Below are 17,442 nucleotides of genomic sequence, written 5' to 3'. Positions count from 1 at the left end.
CCGCGCCCGTGGCGACGCGAGCCCGCGCCGTCAGTCCGTCACGTCGATCGCGTACCGGTTCGTCTCCACCCCGGCGGCCGTCACCACCTGCACCTCCACCCGGCCCGGCTCCACATCCGCCGGCACCGGCACGGTCAGCACCTCGTCCGTGGGGTTGCTGAATCCCCCGGCCACCGGCACCAACGGCACATGTACGTTGACCGGCCCGATCCGCACCACCATGCGGGACAGCCGGTCCGCCCGCTGCGCGCCCGGCGGCACGAATCCCGCGCCCCGGATCTCGATGTCGTCCCCGGTGCGTACCGGCCCGTCCAGGTCACCGGCCTCGCGCGACCGCACCACGGAGAGGATGACCGGCCGGCCGCCCTCCGCGTACTTGCCCGCCACGTAGGTCGCCGCGGACACCAGCACCACCACCGCCAGCCCCCACGGCAGGTCCGGCAACTGATCCGGCCGCCGGGCCAGCCGGACCCCCGCGAACAGCAGGGCGACCGCGCCGATGACGACGTACTGGATGTCGGCGAAGGCCCCGCGTCCGGAGTCGTCGGTCAGCAGGTCGGCGGCGCGAGGCCGGTCGGCCCGCACCTTCTGGAGCCGCTGTCCGAGCACCCGCAGCCCGACCACCCGCCGCACGAGCACGGCGATCCCGCACACCACGGCCAGTACGGTCACGACGCCCGCGCCGCGGGCCAGTTCGAGCCCGGAGATCAGCGCGTCCCGCTCACGGCTGTCGGAGGCCGCGGCCAGTCGGCCCACCAGCACCAGTACCGCGTAGGCGACGAACAGCACCCATGCCACGGCGACGGCCCGCGAGGTGGACAGCCGGTTGTCCTCGCCGATGACCGGCGCGAGCACCCCGCCCCGGGCCCGGTGGGCCCAGGACGCCGCGGTCAGCGCACCCGCGACCACGAGCGCCGCCACCAGCCCGGCCGTCCGCGCCGCGGTCCATCCCGCCCCGATCGCCGTCAGCGCCTGGACGAGGAGCAGCACCACGACGGCGGCCCACACCGCGTAGGAGGTTCGGCGCCACAGCCGCGCGAGCCACGCGGCACCCTCGGCCCGCCCCCGTTCGGCCACGGCCTCGGCGGACTGGGTCAGTTCCTCCGAGACCCACTGCCGGGAGGCCGACGCGGAGTGCGCCACGGCCGCGGGCAGGCCCTGTCCTGCGGCGAACTCGTCCCGCTTGAGGAGGAACTCGGCCACCGCCCGCCGATGCCCGGCCCGCGCCCCGTGCGGACAGTCCCCGCAAGTGCAGCCACCCTCGTGCGTACCTGTGGGCACGCCCCCGGTCGCGCCCTGTCTCGCTTCCTGCACCGCCACGCCCGACGCCCGCCTTCCCATGACTTCCGACCTCTGGACCCAGATGACCTCACGGCCGACCGTCCGCACAACCCGCGAACCCGCAGGACCGGCCGACCGACCGCGGAACCTGCGAGCCCTGGGGCCCCGCGCCCCACGAAGAACCCCGGACAACTCCCCCGTGATGACAGCGAATTGTGCCCTACAGCACACCTCCCCCGTCCGGCAGGTCTGGTCAGCGCGGGTGAAGCAGGGCCCGCCGTGTTGACCCGGCTGCGAGAATTTCCGTATGGCCGAGATCATCCAGCGTGACGGGACCTGGGCCTTCGACGGCACAACGGTCCGCATCACGCCGGGACTCCACCGCTCCGTGCCGCTGTTCCGGCAGACGTACGGCGAGGTCGCCGTGCCGCTGGACGCCATCGCGGGCGTGGCGTTCGAGCCGGAGCGCAAGCGCGGCCGGCTGCGGATGCGGCTGCGCGAGGGCGCGGACCCGCTGCTGCACGCGACCGGCGGACGCCTGCCGGACCCGGCCGATCCGTATCGGCTGGTCGTGGACGTCGACCGCGCCGGGGTCGCCGAGTATGTGGCCGAGGAGATCCGTCGCGCCCTCCTCCTCGACCAGATCCCGAAGGAGCCGACGAAGACGTATCTGCTGCCCGGCCCGCCGGTCCCGGTCTCGGTGCGTTCCTCCGACGGCACGGTCTCCTTCGACGGCACCCAGGTCCGCATCGACTGGGCCGAGACCTCCGACCGCGTCAAGCGGGCGACCGGCCCGCGGATCATCGACGTGGGCGACCTCGTCCAGGTCGAGTGGCTGCCCAACTCCGGTTACGAGGACGGTTTCATGCGGTTCGTGACGCGCGAGACGTCCTTCTCGAAACTGCCGCCGGAGAAGGACCCGTACGCCCTGGACCTGTGGGGCAGCACCCGCCGTGACCTGCTCACGGCCCTCGTCGCGACGGCGGTCACGGCCCGGCTGCCGCACCCGTCCACCCGTGGTGACATCGCGTACGGCGACGAGCGCGCCCGGCGCTCCCGGCTCAGCGCGTCGGCCGTTCCCCCGCCGACCGACCATCACGACGTCCTGCTGCGCCGGCTGCGGGAGTTGGGCGAGCTGCACCGCGACGGGGTGCTCACGGACGAGGAGTTCGCGAGGACGAAGGCCGCGGTGCTGCGGGGTTTCTAGGTCAGCAGGTCCGGCTCGCTCCGGCTGATGTCCTGCCACAACGGCTGGTAGTTGATCCACGCCACCAGGTCCCCGCCGAGCTGCTCCCAGGTCGCCACCGCCGCCCGGTGGTCGATGAGGACGGGCCGTCCCGCAGCCCGGGCCAGCAACTGCACCTGGCTGGAGCGTTCCATCGACAGGAACCACCAGGCGGCCGCGTCCACCGAGTCCCCGACGGTCAGCAGGCCGTGGTTGCGCAGTACCAGCGCCTTCCGGGAGCCGAGTGCGGCGGCGATCCGGCGGCCCTCGTCGGCGTCGACGGCGACCCCGGTGTAGGCGTCGTACAGCGCGTGGTCCTCGTAGAAGGCGCAGCTCTCCTGGGTGAGGGGGTCGAGGAGCTCGCCGAGGGCGGACAGCGCCCGGCCGTGCACGGAGTGGCAGTGGGCGACGGCGACGACGTCGGGGCGGGCGGCGTGCACCTGGGAGTGGACGGTGAAGGCCGCCTGGTTGACGTGGTAGCGGCCGTCGAGGACCTGTCCCTCGGAGTTGGCGAGCACGAGGTCGCTCACGGTGACGTGCTTGAACGGCATGCCGAAGGGGTTGACCCAGAAGCAGTCGGTGAACTCCGGGTCGCGGGCGGTGATGTGCCCGGACACCCCGTCCTCGAAGCCGAGCCGGCCGAAGATCCGCAGCGCGCCGGCGAGCCGCTCCTTGCGGTGCCGGCGTTCCTCCTCGACGGAGTCGTGCATCGGCGGCATCGCGAACTGCAGCTTCTCGGTGGGCAGCGGCGTCGGTGGAGTGGGCCCGAGGGGCGTCCCGTGCATGTGCTCCTCCAGCACTGGGTTGCTTTACGGGGCGGAAGTTACCGTCGGTCAGCGCCAGTGAACAGGGGTGGTTTGTAAAGATGGCGCACACAGCGGATACCGGACAGCAGATGTCGGGTATCCGCGGAAGACTGACCGGCATGAACTGGGCAGCTTTCAGCTCCGCGGAACCCGACCTGGCCAGGGCCGTCGAGGCCCGCTTCGGAGCCTTCACCCACCATGTCCTCGCCACGCTCCGCAAGGACGGCTCCCCCCGCACCACCGGCCTGGAGGTCCGCTTCCTGCGCGGCGAGCTCTGGCTCGGCATGATGCCGGACTCGCTCAAGGCCCTCGACCTGCGCCGGGACCCGCGGTTCGCGCTCCAGGCGAACCCCGGGGAGGGGCAGTCCATGGGGGGCGGCGACGTACGGATCGCCGGGCGGGCGATCGAGGTGGAGGACCCGCGAGCCAAGGCCGCGTACGTCGAAGAGGTGGAACCGCCGGAGCCGTTCCACCTCTTCCGTACCGAGCTGACGGAGGTCGTGCGGACCTACGTCGAGGACGAGAAGTACCTGGTCCTCCAGATCTGGAAGCCCGGTGAGCCGGTGCGCACGATCAAGCGCACCTGAGCCTCAGGGGAGTCCTACTCCCACTCGATCGTGCCCGGCGGCTTCGACGTCACGTCGAGCACCACCCGGTTGACGTCGGCCACCTCGTTGGTGATCCGCGTCGAGATCCGCGCGAGGACGTCGTACGGCAGCCTCGACCAGTCGGCGGTCATGGCGTCCTCGCTGGACACCGGGCGCAGGACGATCGGGTGGCCGTAGGTGCGGCCGTCGCCCTGGACGCCGACGGAGCGGACGTCCGCGAGCAGGACCACCGGGCACTGCCAGATGTCGCGGTCGAGGCCGGCCGCGGTCAGCTCCTCGCGGGCGATGGCGTCGGCGTCGCGCAGCAGGTCAAGGCGCTCCTTGGTGACCTCGCCGACGATCCGGATGCCGAGGCCGGGGCCCGGGAAGGGCTGGCGCTGGACGATCTCGTCCGGGAGCCCGAGCTCCTGGCCGACCATGCGGACCTCGTCCTTGAACAGCTTGCGCAGCGGCTCGACGAGCTGGAACTCGAGGTCCTCGGGGAGGCCGCCCACGTTGTGGTGGGACTTGATGTTGGCGGTGCCGGTGCCGCCACCGGACTCGACCACGTCCGGGTAGAGGGTGCCCTGGACGAGGAACTCCACCGCCGGGCCCTCGTCCGCGATGATCTCGGCCTGGGCCTGCTCGAAGACCCGGATGAACTCCCGGCCGATGATCTTCCGCTTCTCCTCGGGGTCCGAGACACCCTTCAGCGCGGTCAGGAAGCGCTCCTCCGCGTCGACGACGACCAGCTTGACGCCGGTCGCGGCCACGAAGTCCTTCTCGACCTGCTCGGTCTCGCCCTTGCGCATCAGACCGTGGTCGACGTACACGCAGGTCAGCTGGTCGCCGATGGCACGCGCGACGAGCGCCGCCGCCACCGCGGAGTCCACGCCGCCGGACAGACCGCAGATCGCGCGCTTGTCGCCGACCTGCTCGCGGATCAGGGCGACCTGCTCCTCGATCACGTTGCCGGTGGTCCAGTCCGGCTTCAGGCCGGCACCCCGGTACAGGAAGTGCTCCAGGACCTGCTGGCCGTGCGTGGAGTGCATGACCTCGGGGTGGTACTGGACGCCGTAGAGCTTCTTCTCGTCGTTCTCGAAGGCGGCGACCGGGACGACGTCCGTGGAGGCGGTCACGGTGAAGCCCTCGGGGGCGGCGGAGCAGGCGTCGCCGTGGGACATCCACACCGACTGCTCGTCCGGGGTGCCCTCGAAGAGGGTGGAACCCGACTTCGAGACGTGGAGCGGCGTGCGGCCGTACTCACGCGCGCCGGTGTTGTCGACGGTGCCGCCGAGCGTGGTGGCCATGAGCTGGAAGCCGTAGCACATGCCGAAGACCGGGACGCCGGCCTCGAACAGCTCGCGGTCCAGGCGCGGGGCGCCCTCCGCGTACACCGACGAGGGGCCGCCGGAGAGGATGATCGCCGCCGGGTTCTTGGCGAGCATCTCCGCGACCGGCATGGTGCTCGGCACGATCTCGCTGTAGACCCGGGCCTCGCGGACGCGACGGGCGATGAGCTGGGCGTACTGCGCACCGAAGTCGACGACCAGGACGGTGTCGGGGGCGGCGGCGGGGTTCGCTGATGACACGGGTTGCCTTCCGGCGGTGAGCGAGGTGTGTGTGGTACCGAGTCTACCGGGAGCCGCGGGGCCGCTTCCGGGCCGCGCTCCGTCTCAGGATGCGAACCGGGTTGGCCCCTCCCACCGGGCCCGGCATACTGCTGCCATGCGCACGCAGACGACCTTCCTCTTTACCTATGGCACCCGGCCCGCCGGCTGCCATGGTCGTGCTGCTTGAGCTACTGACAAGCGACTTCCCAGGCGCCCCGGGCCGGCAAGGTCCGGGGCGCCTGGTGTTTTCCGGACCTTGCCGCTCCGGGGCACCAACCCATCCAGGAGCCCTGCATGACCACCACACCGGAAACGACCACCACACCGGAAGCGACCATCGCGGACGCCCGTGAGCGCATCGACGCGCTCGACGACCGGATCATCGGTCTGATCCAGGAACGGATCGCCGTCTCGTCCGTCGTCCAGCAGACCCGTATCGCCTCCGGCGGCCGACGGGTCCACCTCGCCCGCGAGATGGAGATCCTCGGCCGCTACCGCGAGGTCCTCGGCAGGCCCGGCACCTCCCTCGCCATGACGCTCCTCGAACTGTGCCGCGGTCGCATCTGAGTTCGGGCGCCGCCTCACCCGTACGGCGCGTGACCGCTGTGCGCACCGCCTCGTTGGTGGTGGTGTCCGTGCCAGCCAGGGGCGGGCCCGACAGAACCACGCGTGGCTCGCTGGAGCGATGAGGCGTACGGATCACGCCGTGCGCCGTGGGACCTCGCTCCAGGAAGTGACCGGACGGCAGGGGACAGCAGCCCGGTCACCCAAGAGAACGGCCGGCTCCGGGGACGCCCGGGGCCGGCCGGCGGGGCAAGACCGGTACAAGGCTGGGTCAAACGGTTGCGGAGGCCGCGTCCATCCAGCACGATGCCTACAAAGCCCCCAAGTCCCTCCGCAGACAACCGCATCAGTCCTGCGTCACCGTACTGCCAGAGGTCCAGACCATCCGTGCGCCCCTGGTGCGCCGGGGCGCCGACCGAGGGCACGACCGGTGGCGCGGCCCCGAGCTCGACGGTCACCGAGCACAACGACCCACAGAGCAAGCGGCGCAACCCCCCGGCGCCGCTTCCCAGGCACCGGCGCTGCCCTGACGTCGGTGCTGACGAAAGAAGGGCCCCGCGGCTCCGTCCCGCGGGGCCCTTCGCATGCCCGGTTCGCAGTTCAGACGCGGGAGACCGTGCCGCAGGCCGTGTCGCGGTCGGGGTCGAGGGGCTTGCTGCGGTCGTACGGGTCCGTGGTCGGTCCGCTGGGGGCCGCTCCCGTGGGTTCGGACGAGTTGAACGACGGGTGCAGATAGCCGTCGTACACCTCGCAGGCCGAGTTGTTGATGTCCTGGTCCCAGTTGACGACGGTGAGCTTGCCCGGGGTGACCTGGTACTTCGCGGGGTCGGAGAGCTCCACGTCGAGGATCCGGCGGATGATGGTGCGGGTGACCTCGGTGGAGCCGTTGGTCTGCACCACCGGGTAGACGAAGGTGTAGTCGGCGTGCACGAGCACGGAGGCGTGCTCGCCGGCCTTGAAGGTCATACGGCCGCGGGTCTTCACGACGTCGCCGACCGGCCGGACCTGCTCGGGGTCGAAGCGGCTGAACATCCACAGCGGGTCGTGCTTCTTATCCGGCTTGCGCAGAGCGGTCTCCAGGAGCCCGTGGACGTTCTTCTGCACCGGGTCCAGTACGTCGAGCGCCGCCTTCGGCCGTTCGCCGCGCAGCGTCGCCGGGTCGAGGTTGGACTCGACGAGGAGCTTCCTGGTCAGCTCCAGGGCCTGTTCGACCTTCGCCTCGGACCGGCCGCCGACGGCCTTCGCCTTCGGTACGGCGATCCCGGCGGCGCCGTCGGCCCAGCGCTTGGCGGGCGAGCCGGCGAACGGGTCGTCCAGGGTGGGGATCCGGGAGGCCTCGGCGGAGGGAGCGGCGGTCGGCGCGGCCGTCTCCTGCGGGAGCGGGGAGGTCGCGGCCTCGGCGGAGGTGCGCCCGCCGAAGGGGTCGCCCGGCAGCAGCGAGGGCTTCACCGCGACGACGGCCAGCACGACCGCGACGGCGACACCGAGGACGCCCCACAGGCCCCGCCGGCTCTTCTTCTCCTGCCGGACCGGCCCGGTACGCCAGCCCTCCGGCAGTTCGCCGCGCGCTTCCTGTCGCCGCAACCGCTCCGTCACCTCGCGGGCCCTCGCGGAGGGCTCCTTGGGGGCGGAGGCTCGGATGTCCCGTTCGGTGTCACGGGCGAACTGTTCCCAGACGTCGTCCGGGATCTTGGGGTCTTCTGACACGTGGGTCAGTTCTAGGGCCTTGGAAAGCGTGTTCACAAGGCGAACCTGGATCTGTGACTCAGCACACATAAGTTTTCTGTGAATGCCCGCACAACCATTCACAGGGGTCGTGAATCAAACCTCACGAATCACGGGCCCCACCCGCGCCCCACACGCGGAGGCCTCTCCGAGACGCGTGCCGCGGACGTGCGGCACACCTGACTTCCGAGGTCTTCATGAAGCTTCGTCGTGCACTGGCCGCCGCCGCCGCGACCGCCGCGATAGCGCCGCTCGCCCTGTTCGCCGCGCCGAGCGCCTTCGCGGACGAGTCCCCCACGCCGACCGCGGCCGACAGCACGCCGACCGGCGAGAGCACCCCGACGGCCCCCGAGAGCACCCCGGCGGCGCCGGAGACCACGCCGGCCGCCCCGGAGACCACGCCCGCCCCGGATGGGAGCTCCCCCGCAGCCCCGTCCAGCTCCGCCCCTTCCACCAGCAGCCCGTCCGGGAGCCCGTCCGGCTCCACCGGCGCCAGCCCCTCCCCGAGCGGGAGCGACAAGCCCGTCGACGAGTGCGAGGTCGACGAGGACGACGACCCGATCGTCAACTCCAGCGACGTGCTGCACAGCTCGCTGACCGGTCTGCCCGAGAGCATCGTGGCGGGCAGCGGCTGGACGAACTTCAAGTTCAACGTCAGCAACTCCGGCGACGAGACGATCAAGGACATCCAGCCCATCGTCGGTGTCCTGGCGGTCGACTGGGACTTCGAGCCGGACTACAGCGACCTGGTCACCGTGCAGGTGAAGCGGGGCGGCACCTGGGTCGACGTGGCCACGCAGTTCGGTGAGGGCGGCTCGTTCAACGCCTTCGACCTCGACGCCGGCGACTCCCTCAGCTACCAGCTGCGGGTGAAGGTCGACCGTGAGGTCCCGAGCTCGATCGGCATCGCCATCGGTCTCGCCGAGTACTCGGACGACAAGGGCTGCTGGGTCTCCGCCGACGAGAACATGGGCGTCTACTACTTCGAGGTCCTGCCGGCCGGCTCCGACGCCGGCAATCCGAAGGACACCAAGCCGCAGACCGGTGGCAAGAACCCCATCTCCGACGTCAACGGCGTCGACGTGGACGGCCAGCTCGCCGAGACCGGTTCGAGCTCGGCCCTGCCGGTCATCGGCCTCGTCGGCGGCTTCGCCGTCGTCGCCGGTACCGGTGTGGTCTTCGCGGTGAAGCGGCGCAAGGGTGTGGCCGGCGCCCACGCCTGAGGCGTAGCGCGGTAGGCACGGCTTGACGCAGGACAAGGGAAGGACCCGCACTCGGAGGGGGGTGCGGGTCCTTCTCTTGTGCCGTTACGGCCCTATTGGCCTCCCGGGCTCTACGACGGGCTCTACGACTTCTTCGGCACCGCCGGTATCCCCAGGAACGGCAGCTTCAGCGCGCCGAAGGCCTCCGCCGGGACCGCCGGCGACTTGGGCTCGACGGCGGCGAGACGGACGTACGCCTCGCCCTGCGCCGGACGCGGGTCCTCCTCGCCCTTGTTGGGCCAGTACGACATCGCGCGCTCGGCCTGCGCGGTGATCGTCAGCGAGGGGTTCACGCCGAGGTTCGCGGAGACCGCGGCGCCGTCGACGACCGAGATGCCGGGGTGGCCGTAGAGCCGGTGGTACGGGTCGATGACGCCGGTCTCGCGGGAGGAGCCGATGGGGCAGCCGCCGAGGAAGTGGGCGGTGAGCGGGGCGCCCATCAGCTCGCCGACGTTGGATCCGGCGAAGCCGTTGATGTCGGCGGCGATCGCGGACGCGGCCTCCGAAGCGGTCCTGATCTGCTTGGGGTTGGGGGCGCCGTGGCCCTGGCGGGCGGTGAGCAGTCCCTTGCCGACGCCGTCCGGTTTCAGGTACGTCGTCAGGGAGTTGTCCAGCGACTGCATGACCAGGCCGATGATGGTCTTCTCCGACCAGCGCCGGTTGGAGAGGGAGCGCAGGACGAGGAGCGGGTGCTTCACGGCGTTCGCCAGCCAGGCCATGACCCTCGACGAGCCCTCGGCGTACGGCACTTGGAGGATCGACAGGCCGCCCATCGAGTTGGAGCCCTTGCCGTAGCGGACCGGCTCGATGTGGGTGTTCTCGTCCGGGTGGATGGACGAGGTGATGGCGACGCCCCGGGTGAAGTCGACCTTCGGCACGCCGGTCGCCTTGCGGTAGCGGCGGTTGTCGGTCTGGGCGCCGACCAGGGCCTCGGAGTTGGTGCGGGTGAGCTCGCCCAACTTGTCGGAGATGTACGGCAGTTGACCGCCGGCCTTCATGCGGTGCAGCAGGGTCTGGGTGCCGTAGGTGCCGGCGGCGATGACGACCTGGCGGGCCTTGAAGGTGCGGCCTCTCGCCTTGCGGCGGTCGTCGGTGGGGAGGGTGGCGATCGCGTAGCCGCCCTGGGAGTCGTCCGTGACCGACACGACGGTGGTGAGGGGGTGGACGACCGCGCCGGCCTTCTCGGCGAGGTAGAGGTAGTTCTCGTTCAGGGTGTTCTTGGCGCCGTGCCGGCAGCCGGTCATGCACTCGCCGCACTCGATGCAGGCCTTGCGGGCGGGACCCGCGCCGCCGAAGTAGGGGTCCTCGACCTGCTGGCCGGGGGCCGCCTTGCTCCTGCCCCCGGCGTCCTCGCCGTCGCCGAAGAAGACACCGACCGGCGCCATGTGGAAGGTGTCGCCGACGCCCATCCGTTCCGCCGCCGCCTTGAGGTGGACGTCGGAGGGGGTCATCGTCGGGTTGAGCCGCACGCCGAGCATGCGCCGGGCCTGGTCGTAGTACGGCCCCAGCTCCTCCTGCCAGTCCGTGATGTCACGCCACTGCGGGTCCTCGAAGAAGGGCTTCGGGGGGACGTAGAGGGTGTTGGCGTAGTTGAGGGAGCCGCCGCCGACGCCCGCCCCCGCGAGGACCATGACGTTGCCCAGGAGGTGGATGCGCTGGATGCCGAACATGCCGAGCTTCGGCGCCCAGAGGTAGTTCTTCAGGTCCCAGGAGTTCCTGGGGAGGGTCTCGCGGGTGAAGCGGCGCCCGGCTTCCAGGACACCTACGCGGTAGCCCTTCTCGGTGAGGCGAAGGGCGGTGACACTGCCGCCGAAGCCGGAGCCGACGACGATGACGTCGTAGTCGTAGGTGTCCTGTGGCACGTGCTCTCCTCGTTGAGAACGTCGTTCGGAACGGGCGCTGCTACTTGAAGCGGAACGCCTTCATCACCTTCAGGCTCCGGCTCATGAACTGGGCGTACTTCTCGTCGTCCATCCCCAGCGAGGGCGCCATCGGCAGCAGCCGCTGCTGGGCGATCGTCTGGGCCTCGGTGTACTTGAGGATGCCCTCGGAGCCGTGGCGGCGGCCGAGGCCGGAGTCCTTCATGCCGCCCATCGGGGACTGGACGCTGCCGTAGGCGGAGGCGTATCCCTCGTTGACGTTGACGGTGCCGGCGCGCACCCGGGCGGCGATCTCGCGGCCCCGCTTGCCGTCCTTCGTCCACACCGAGGAGTTCAGGCCGTACGGCGTGGAGTTGGCGAGCTCGACCGCCTCGTCCTCGGTCTTGAAGCGGTAGAGGGAGACGACCGGGCCGAAGGTCTCCTCGGTGCAGACGGCCATCGGCTCGGTGACGCCGTCGAGGATGGTCGGCTCGTAGAAGTACGGGCCGATGTCCGGGCGGGCGACACCACCGGCGACGACCTTCGCCCCCTTGGACACGGCCTCCTCGACATGCCGGGTGACGGTCTCCAGCTGCCGCTCCCCGACCAGGGAGCCCATGTCGGCGCCGTAGGCGAGGGACTTGCCGAGGCGCATGGCCCTCGTGCGGGCGGCGAAGCGCTCCAGGAAGGCGTCCGCGATGGACTCGTGGACGTACAACCGCTCGATGGAGATGCAGAGTTGGCCGGCGGAGGAGAAGCAGGCGCGGACGGCACCTGCGGCGGCCTTCTCGATGTCGGCGTCCTGGAGGACCAGCATGGCGTTCTTGCCGCCGAGTTCGAGGGAGACGCCGACCAGACGGGCGGCGGCGCCCTGGGCGACCTCGCGCCCTGTGCGGGTGGAGCCGGTGAAGGAGACGTAGTCGGCGTGCCGGACGACCTCGGGCCCGACGACCGGACCCTCACCGAGGACGACCTGGAAGACCTCGGCGGGCAGGCCGGCCTCGACCAGCAGATCGCGCGCCCACAGAGCGGTCAGGCAGGTCTCGGTGTCCGGCTTCATGACGACGGCGTTGCCCGCGACGAAGGCGGGGAGCGCGTCGCCGACGGACAGTTCGAGGGGGTAGTTCCAGGGGGCGATCTGGCCGACGACCCCGCGCGCGTGGCGCAGCTCGGTGACCTTGGTGAGGGTGGGCACGGCCCCGGTGTGCCGCTTGGGCCGCAGGTAGGCGGGCGCCTTGCGGCCGTAGTGCCGGGCCGCGACGGCGACCGCCTGCACCTCCTCGTGGGCGTGCAGGCGGGCCTTGCCGGTCTCCAGCTGGATGAGGTCGAGGACCTCGGCCTGGCGCTCCAGGATCAGGTCGTGGAAGCGGAGCAGGACGGCCGCGCGCTGCCGCACGGGAGTCTGCTCCCACACCGCCTGCGCCCGGCGGGCCGCCTCGAAGGCCTTCTCCACGTCCTCCGGGGTGGACTCGGGCAGGTCGGCCAGCTTCTCGCCGGTGAACGGCGTGTGGTTGGCGGTACGGCCGGACCCGGTCACCCCCTTGGTGAGCTGGGCGACCAGCTCCGGGGTGACCACGTCGGCCGCGGTACGGGCGCCCTCCGGGGCGGGGGCGAGGGGGTTCGTGCCGGTCTTGGCCTGGGCCTGCGCGTCCGTCATGAGCCGCAGGGTATTCGGGACGGGGCGCTTTGGGTACCCGTCGGTAACAGGCGTTCACGGAGTACGCACACACCGCCAGTGATGACTGGCAGCGAATGTGCTGATCAGGGCGTCGTGCGGCGATGATCAGCCCTGGTCAGCCGCGCTCCGGTTTTTTCTGGAGGAGGAGACCGAAGGCGGAGAGGGCGGTGAGGCGCCGGGGCTCGGGGGTGGTCGCCGGAACGGCAGCCGGCGAAGGGGCGGACGGGTCGTGGCGGTCGGCGGCGGGAAGCGGGGGGTGCGGGGGGTTCGGGGGGTGCGCTGACGTGGCTTTCGCGGCGGGGGCGGGGTGGGCGGGGTCCGCGTGGGGGGCGGGGTCCGCGTCGAGAGCGAGCAGTGCGGGGTCCGGCGTCGTGGCTTCCGCGCCGGCGCCCACCCCGGCCGTTTCGGGTGCCTCCGCCTCCACGGCCCAGTCCGGCAGACTCGCCCCGGCGATCCCGGCCAGCACCCGGGCGACTTCCGCCGCCAAGGGCCGCTCCTCAGGGTCGGTCACGAGGAGTCTCTCCAGCAGCGACGCCAGGGGACCGGACCGGGCGTCGGCCACGGCCACCCGGAGCACCGCCCCCAACGACCACAGATCGGAAGCCGGTCCCGCACCGGGCCCCGACGCGCACTCCGGGGCGACGAACCCGGCGGAGGCCTCCCGGCCACCGGCGTGCCCGGCGCCGCCGATCCCGAAGTCGGTGACGACGACGCGTCCGGTCGCCGCTTCGAGGAGGACGTTGGCCGGCTTGAGGTCCCGGTGGACGATGCCGACCCCATGGGCGGCGTTGAGCGCGCCGAGCACGGCGAGCCCGATCCGGGCGGCCTCGGCGTCCGGCAGCGGCCCCCGCCCCGCGAGAGCGGCGTCCAGCGACTCGCCTTCCACCAACTCCATGACGATCCAGGGCAGTTCGTCTTCGAGGAGTACGTCGTGGATGGCGACGGCCGCCGGATGGTCGACCCATGCCGCGGCCCGCGCCTCGTGCGGCAGCCGGTGCACGGCCCGCCGCCGGTCCTCGTCCTCCGGATCCCCGGTCAACCGGGGCTCCTTGACGGCGACATACCGCTCGTCCTGCTCGTCGCGGGCCCGCCACACCGTGCCGCTCGGCCCGGACCCGACCTGCTCGACGAGCCGGTACCGGCCACCGATCAGACGTCCGCCGGACGGGAGTTCGCCGTCTTCACTCATGGCACATGAGTACCGTGCGCGTCATGCCCTTGTCTAAGCGGCGGGCTCAGACACCGGACTCCGGCCGGTGAAGGAGGTCAGGGTGTCGGTGGCCGTGCTGGATCGCCGGCCGGCCGCGGATGGCCAGCATCCCGACCATCAGCCCCGGCAACTCCTCGTCCTGCCCGGGCACCGGGCGGCCCCGCGCGCAGCCCCGGCAGGACGGCTTCGGTGCGAGCTCAGGCGTCGATGCCGCCCCCTCGCAGCGTCGTGAGCTGGGCGGTGGTGAGTACGCCGGCGTAGGTGTGCAGGTCGTCGACCTCGCCCGCGAGGTGGTCGGTACCACCGTCCGCGGTGAGGGTGCGGCCGACCTGGAGGTCACCGGTGGGCGTCCAGGTGTCGAGCCCCGTCACGTCCGCCGTGTCGGCGGCGTGGGCATCGCCCGCGTACAGCCGCAGTCGGTCGGTGCTCTCGTCGTAGACCACGGCCAGGAACTGGTCGCCCTCGGGCGTGTTGGGATCGAGCGGCGCGCTGACCGTCGTGGTCGGCGCGTCGGCCCGGTCCTCGTGGGCCACCTCGGCCTGCCAGGTTCCCGAGGCGGCGACATACCGCAGGGTGAACAGGTCGGTGTGCTCGCCCGGTTGGGACAGCACCGTCATGTCGTGGGCCGGGGGATCCTCGGGGAGACGGACATGCACGGCCGCCGAGAAGCCCGCGTCGGTCGGGGTGAGCGCGGTCGGCGTGGTGGCGTGGTCACCGTCGCCGTCGAGCAGCAGGTCGCCGTCGCCCACCATCGGGTAGGTCACCGGTGTGCAGTCGGGGTTCCAGGGGCAGTCGTCCGTGGCCGCGTAGATCGACGCGTCTCCCGCCAGGGTCAGCGGCGCCCCGCCCGCGTACGCCGGGCTCTTGCCGTCGGTCGCCGACTCCAGGTCCCAGTAGCCGAGGCGCTGGGCCTTGCGAGCCGCCGCCGCGGTGATCTCCCGGGGCACGAACACGCGGTCCCAGACGTTCACACCGGTGAGCAGTCCGTTCCAGTGGCCACCGTCACCGTCCGCGCCCAGCCGCAGCGCGCCCGTGCCGCCCGGGGCCACGGCGCCCACGACCGTCCCCACGGACACCCCGTCGACGTACAGGCTCGCCGTCTTCTGCTCGGCGTCGTACACGCCGGTGAGGTGCGCCCACTCGCCCTCCTCCGGGGCGCCGCCGGTCACGCGGATCGTGTCGCCGCCGTCCGGGTTGGGGAGTTCGAAGAGGTAGGCCGAGCGGCCCGCCGTCCCCAGCGAGAAGCCGGCGTGGCTGACGGCGGTCGTGGAGCCGTCGAGGTGGTCCGGGCGCACCCAGGCGTCGACCGAGAAGCTCCGTGAGAGGTCCGCCGAGGCGTGGAGGCTCGCGTACGCCTCGTCCGTGCCGTCGAAGGCGGCGGCCGAGGCAACCGCGGTGCCGGAGGGTCCGGGGGCGCCGAGGGAGACGCCGGGGCCGGTGACCGCGTCTGACGGGCTGTCGGGGTCCCAGTGGGTGACGGCCGCGCGGCCGTCGCTGACCAGGAACCGGTGGACGGTGGTGCCACTCACGTGGCCGGCGGCGTCGACCGCCGCGACCTCGAGGCGACTGGGCGCTTCCCGCACCGGCATCCAGCGCAGCGAGACGGCCGCGCCGGGCTCGGCCGCGGTGAGGGTCTGCGGTGTCTCGCCGAGCACTGTGTAGCGGTAGGCCACCACGTCGTCGGATGCCGAGTCGATCACGAAGGTGCCGTAATTGCCCACACCGTCATGCCAGTTGTCGTCGTCCGGGTACTCCACCGACGTGACGACGGGAGCCTCGGGCGCCGCGTCGTCCCCGGCGGCCGCCACGCCGTCCGCCCCGCCGACGGCGAGCAACGCGGCGGTCCCCACCGTCACGGCACGCCGGAACACGAACTGTTTCACGGTCCCTCCCCCACGATCGGACCCCGTCGGACCCCGTCGGCCCCCATCGGTCCCAGAGGAGAATGACCTTAACTTCCGCCACTGACAACGCGATCGCCGTACAGCCGCACCGCCGTCAGAGCTTGTCCACCTCCAGATTCGCGATCGCCGTCCGCGCCACTTCCCGCCCCCGCCCCGTGAAGTCCCCCTTGCCCGGATAGCTGACGGTGAGCTTGTACATGTCGCCGGTGGAGGTCCGGTAGTAGAGGATCTGGATCTCGCGCGGGCGGGGGTGCTGGCTGTCCGTGGTGGTGTACGTGACGGTGTTCTGGGCGGCCTTGCCGCCCTGGTACGTCTTCTCCTCGGGGCGGGTCTTCGCGGTGTCCGGCATGCCGAGGTCGTAGTCGCCGCTCTCCTTGAACTTGCTGTCGTCGTCGTACATCTCGGCGGCCGCGGAACCCGCGATGTTGTTCGCGGTGTCCTCCGCCTTCCGGTCCAGGCTCAGACCGATCCAGATGCTGCCGCTGTAGTCGGTGTACGTGATCCAGTGCTTCTTGTCCGTCTTCCGGTCGGGCGTGGTGAGCTGGTAGTCCTTCGGCACCGCCAGCGTCGCGGCCACGTCCTTGGTGTGCTTCTTCGTCCAGCCGTCCGGCAGCGGCCCCGCGAACGGGTCCGCGATCACCAGGTACGCCGCCACCGCGGCCGCGACGAGCGCCGCGCCGAGTCCGAACCACGCCTTGCGGCCCAGCCGGAGACCGCCGCCGACCGGCACCTCCACGGTCCGCACGATCTGGGTGGGCTCCGGGACCGGCGGGGTGGCGGTGGCCTCCAGGAGCGCCCGGACCTGCGACGCGTTCGGCCGTCGCGCCGGGTCCTTCTGGAGGAGGCCGTTGATGGCGTCGGCCAGCGGGCCCCGCGCGGCGGCGGGCGGCGCGGGCGTGGCGTTGAGGACGGACTGGAGGGTCGCGGGCGTGTTGCTGCGGCGGAACGGCGACACGCCCTCCGTCGCCGCGTACAGGACCACGCCGAGCGACCACAGGTCGCAGGCCGGTCCCGGGCGCTGGCCCAGCACCCGCTCGGGGGCGATGAACTCGGGCGAGCCGACGAAGCCGCCGGTGTCGGTCAGATTGGTCTCGCCCTCGATCTGGGCGATGCCGAAGTCGGTGAGGACGACCCGGCCGTGGCGGCCGAGCAGGACGTTGTCCGGTTTCACATCCCTGTGCAGGATGCCCGCCGCGTGGGCGGCCTCCAGCGCGCCGAGCACTTCGAGGCCGATTCTCGCCGCTTCCCGCGCCCCGAGGGTGCCCTCCTGCAACACGTCACCCAGCGAACGGCCCTGCACCAGCTCCATCACGATCCACGGCCGGCCGTCCACGACCGCCACGTCGTGCACGTTCACGACGGAGGGGTGGTCGAGCCGGGCCGCGGCACGTGCCTCGCGGCGCATCCGCTCGAAGGCGTTCGCCCGTTCGCGTTCGGGAAGATGATCCGGGACGCGGGGTTCCTTGACGGCCACCTCGCGGTCTACCGTCTCGTCCTTGGCCCGCCACACCGTGCCCATGCCACCGTGCCCGAGCTTGGCGAGCAGCCGGTAACGGCCCGCGATGAGCCGGCCGACACCCGGCTCCTCCTGAAGGGGCCTGGGAGGTTGCAGAACATAACTCGTCGTTTCGTCGGACTCGTGGCCGACTCCCCCGCTGCTGCTCATGGGTTCATCCATATCGCGCCAGACACGCAGGCAGCCAGAGGTGACGCGTTCCGGTCACACAC

Annotated in this window: 13 protein-coding genes; 4 read left to right on the top strand and 9 right to left on the bottom strand. The window is 71.6% G+C overall.

The features are described from left to right. Positions 1–30: 30 nt before the first annotated feature. On the bottom strand, positions 31–1,320 hold the full coding sequence (locus ABZ098_RS07490) for a hypothetical protein (protein ID WP_356588196.1): 1,290 nt from the start codon (positions 1,318–1,320) through the stop codon (positions 31–33). Positions 1,321–1,588: 268 nt separating this feature from the next. Between ABZ098_RS07490 and ABZ098_RS07485 the strand changes: the two genes are divergently transcribed. After that, a complete protein-coding gene (locus ABZ098_RS07485; RefSeq protein ID WP_356588194.1) occupies positions 1,589–2,488 on the top strand; it encodes a DUF4429 domain-containing protein in 900 nt (299 codons plus the stop codon). On the opposite strand, the gene ABZ098_RS07480 is transcribed toward ABZ098_RS07485, so the two are convergent. Then, positions 2,485–3,291: a class II aldolase/adducin family protein gene (locus tag ABZ098_RS07480; RefSeq protein ID WP_356588192.1), complete on the bottom strand. Its 807-nt coding sequence runs from the start codon at positions 3,289–3,291 to the stop codon at positions 2,485–2,487. The genes ABZ098_RS07485 and ABZ098_RS07480 overlap by 4 nt on opposite strands. Before the next feature lie 140 nt (positions 3,292–3,431). On the opposite strand from ABZ098_RS07480, the gene ABZ098_RS07475 reads away from it, so the two are divergent. Beyond that, positions 3,432–3,899 (top strand): pyridoxamine 5'-phosphate oxidase family protein, encoded by a 468-nt coding sequence (locus tag ABZ098_RS07475; protein WP_356588190.1) that lies wholly within the window; start codon positions 3,432–3,434, stop codon positions 3,897–3,899. Positions 3,900–3,913: 14 nt separating this feature from the next. On the opposite strand, the gene guaA is transcribed toward ABZ098_RS07475, so the two are convergent. Beyond that, positions 3,914–5,491: a glutamine-hydrolyzing GMP synthase gene (gene guaA, locus ABZ098_RS07470; protein WP_356588188.1), complete on the bottom strand. Its 1,578-nt coding sequence runs from the start codon at positions 5,489–5,491 to the stop codon at positions 3,914–3,916. A gap of 315 nt (positions 5,492–5,806) precedes the next feature. On the opposite strand from guaA, the gene ABZ098_RS07465 reads away from it, so the two are divergent. After that, complete coding sequence (locus ABZ098_RS07465) at positions 5,807–6,079, top strand: chorismate mutase (protein WP_356588186.1); 273 nt, start codon at positions 5,807–5,809, stop codon at positions 6,077–6,079. A gap of 597 nt (positions 6,080–6,676) precedes the next feature. Here the strand turns inward: ABZ098_RS07465 and ABZ098_RS07460 are convergent. Next, complete coding sequence (locus ABZ098_RS07460) at positions 6,677–7,819, bottom strand: hypothetical protein (RefSeq protein ID WP_356588184.1); 1,143 nt, start codon at positions 7,817–7,819, stop codon at positions 6,677–6,679. A gap of 179 nt (positions 7,820–7,998) precedes the next feature. Between ABZ098_RS07460 and ABZ098_RS07455 the strand changes: the two genes are divergently transcribed. Beyond that, the gene (locus ABZ098_RS07455; RefSeq protein WP_356588182.1) at positions 7,999–9,024 is read left to right on the top strand and encodes an LPXTG cell wall anchor domain-containing protein; all 1,026 of its coding nucleotides are present in this window, start codon (positions 7,999–8,001) and stop codon (positions 9,022–9,024) included. A 122-nt stretch (positions 9,025–9,146) separates the two neighbouring features. Here ABZ098_RS07455 and ABZ098_RS07450 read toward each other — a convergent pair whose 3' ends face one another. The 5 genes from ABZ098_RS07450 to ABZ098_RS07430 all read right to left on the bottom strand — a co-directional run bounded on the left by ABZ098_RS07450 (position 9,147) and on the right by ABZ098_RS07430 (position 17,380). After that, entirely contained in the window at positions 9,147–10,925 is a 1,779-nt protein-coding gene (locus ABZ098_RS07450; RefSeq protein ID WP_356588180.1) for a GMC family oxidoreductase, read from the bottom strand. A gap of 40 nt (positions 10,926–10,965) precedes the next feature. Continuing rightward, on the bottom strand, positions 10,966–12,579 hold the full coding sequence (locus tag ABZ098_RS07445) for a succinic semialdehyde dehydrogenase (RefSeq protein ID WP_356588178.1): 1,614 nt from the start codon (positions 12,577–12,579) through the stop codon (positions 10,966–10,968). Between the two features lie 136 nt (positions 12,580–12,715). Further along, a complete protein-coding gene (locus ABZ098_RS07440; RefSeq protein WP_356588176.1) occupies positions 12,716–13,789 on the bottom strand; it encodes a serine/threonine-protein kinase in 1,074 nt (357 codons plus the stop codon). 218 nt (positions 13,790–14,007) lie between these two features. Next, on the bottom strand, positions 14,008–15,693 hold the full coding sequence (locus tag ABZ098_RS07435; RefSeq protein WP_356588174.1) for a LamG domain-containing protein: 1,686 nt from the start codon (positions 15,691–15,693) through the stop codon (positions 14,008–14,010). 115 nt (positions 15,694–15,808) lie between these two features. Continuing rightward, positions 15,809–17,380 (bottom strand): serine/threonine-protein kinase, encoded by a 1,572-nt coding sequence (locus ABZ098_RS07430; protein ID WP_356588172.1) that lies wholly within the window; start codon positions 17,378–17,380, stop codon positions 15,809–15,811. Positions 17,381–17,442 lie beyond the last annotated feature (62 nt).

Source organism: Streptomyces sp. NPDC006335 (genome assembly GCF_040612795.1).
Classification (GTDB): Bacteria; Actinomycetota; Actinomycetes; order Streptomycetales; family Streptomycetaceae; genus Streptomyces.
The sequence above is the reverse complement of the archived record's forward strand: the minus strand, read 5'-3'. Positions and strand labels throughout refer to the sequence as shown.

What these genes read in the sequence shown, in the direction of transcription:
- ABZ098_RS07485 (WP_356588194.1), top strand. Translation starts at nt 1,589, where the DNA reads ATGGCCGAGATCATCCAGCGTGACGGGACCTGGGCCTTCGACGGCACA.
- ABZ098_RS07480 (WP_356588192.1), bottom strand. Translation starts at nt 3,291, where the DNA reads ATGCACGGGACGCCCCTCGGGCCCACTCCACCGACGCCGCTGCCCACC.
- ABZ098_RS07475 (WP_356588190.1), top strand. Translation starts at nt 3,432, where the DNA reads ATGAACTGGGCAGCTTTCAGCTCCGCGGAACCCGACCTGGCCAGGGCC.
- ABZ098_RS07465 (WP_356588186.1), top strand. Translation starts at nt 5,807, where the DNA reads ATGACCACCACACCGGAAACGACCACCACACCGGAAGCGACCATCGCG.
- ABZ098_RS07455 (WP_356588182.1), top strand. Translation starts at nt 7,999, where the DNA reads ATGAAGCTTCGTCGTGCACTGGCCGCCGCCGCCGCGACCGCCGCGATA.
- ABZ098_RS07445 (WP_356588178.1), bottom strand. Translation starts at nt 12,579, where the DNA reads ATGACGGACGCGCAGGCCCAGGCCAAGACCGGCACGAACCCCCTCGCC.
- ABZ098_RS07440 (WP_356588176.1), bottom strand. Translation starts at nt 13,789, where the DNA reads ATGAGTGAAGACGGCGAACTCCCGTCCGGCGGACGTCTGATCGGTGGC.
- ABZ098_RS07430 (WP_356588172.1), bottom strand. Translation starts at nt 17,380, where the DNA reads ATGAGCAGCAGCGGGGGAGTCGGCCACGAGTCCGACGAAACGACGAGT.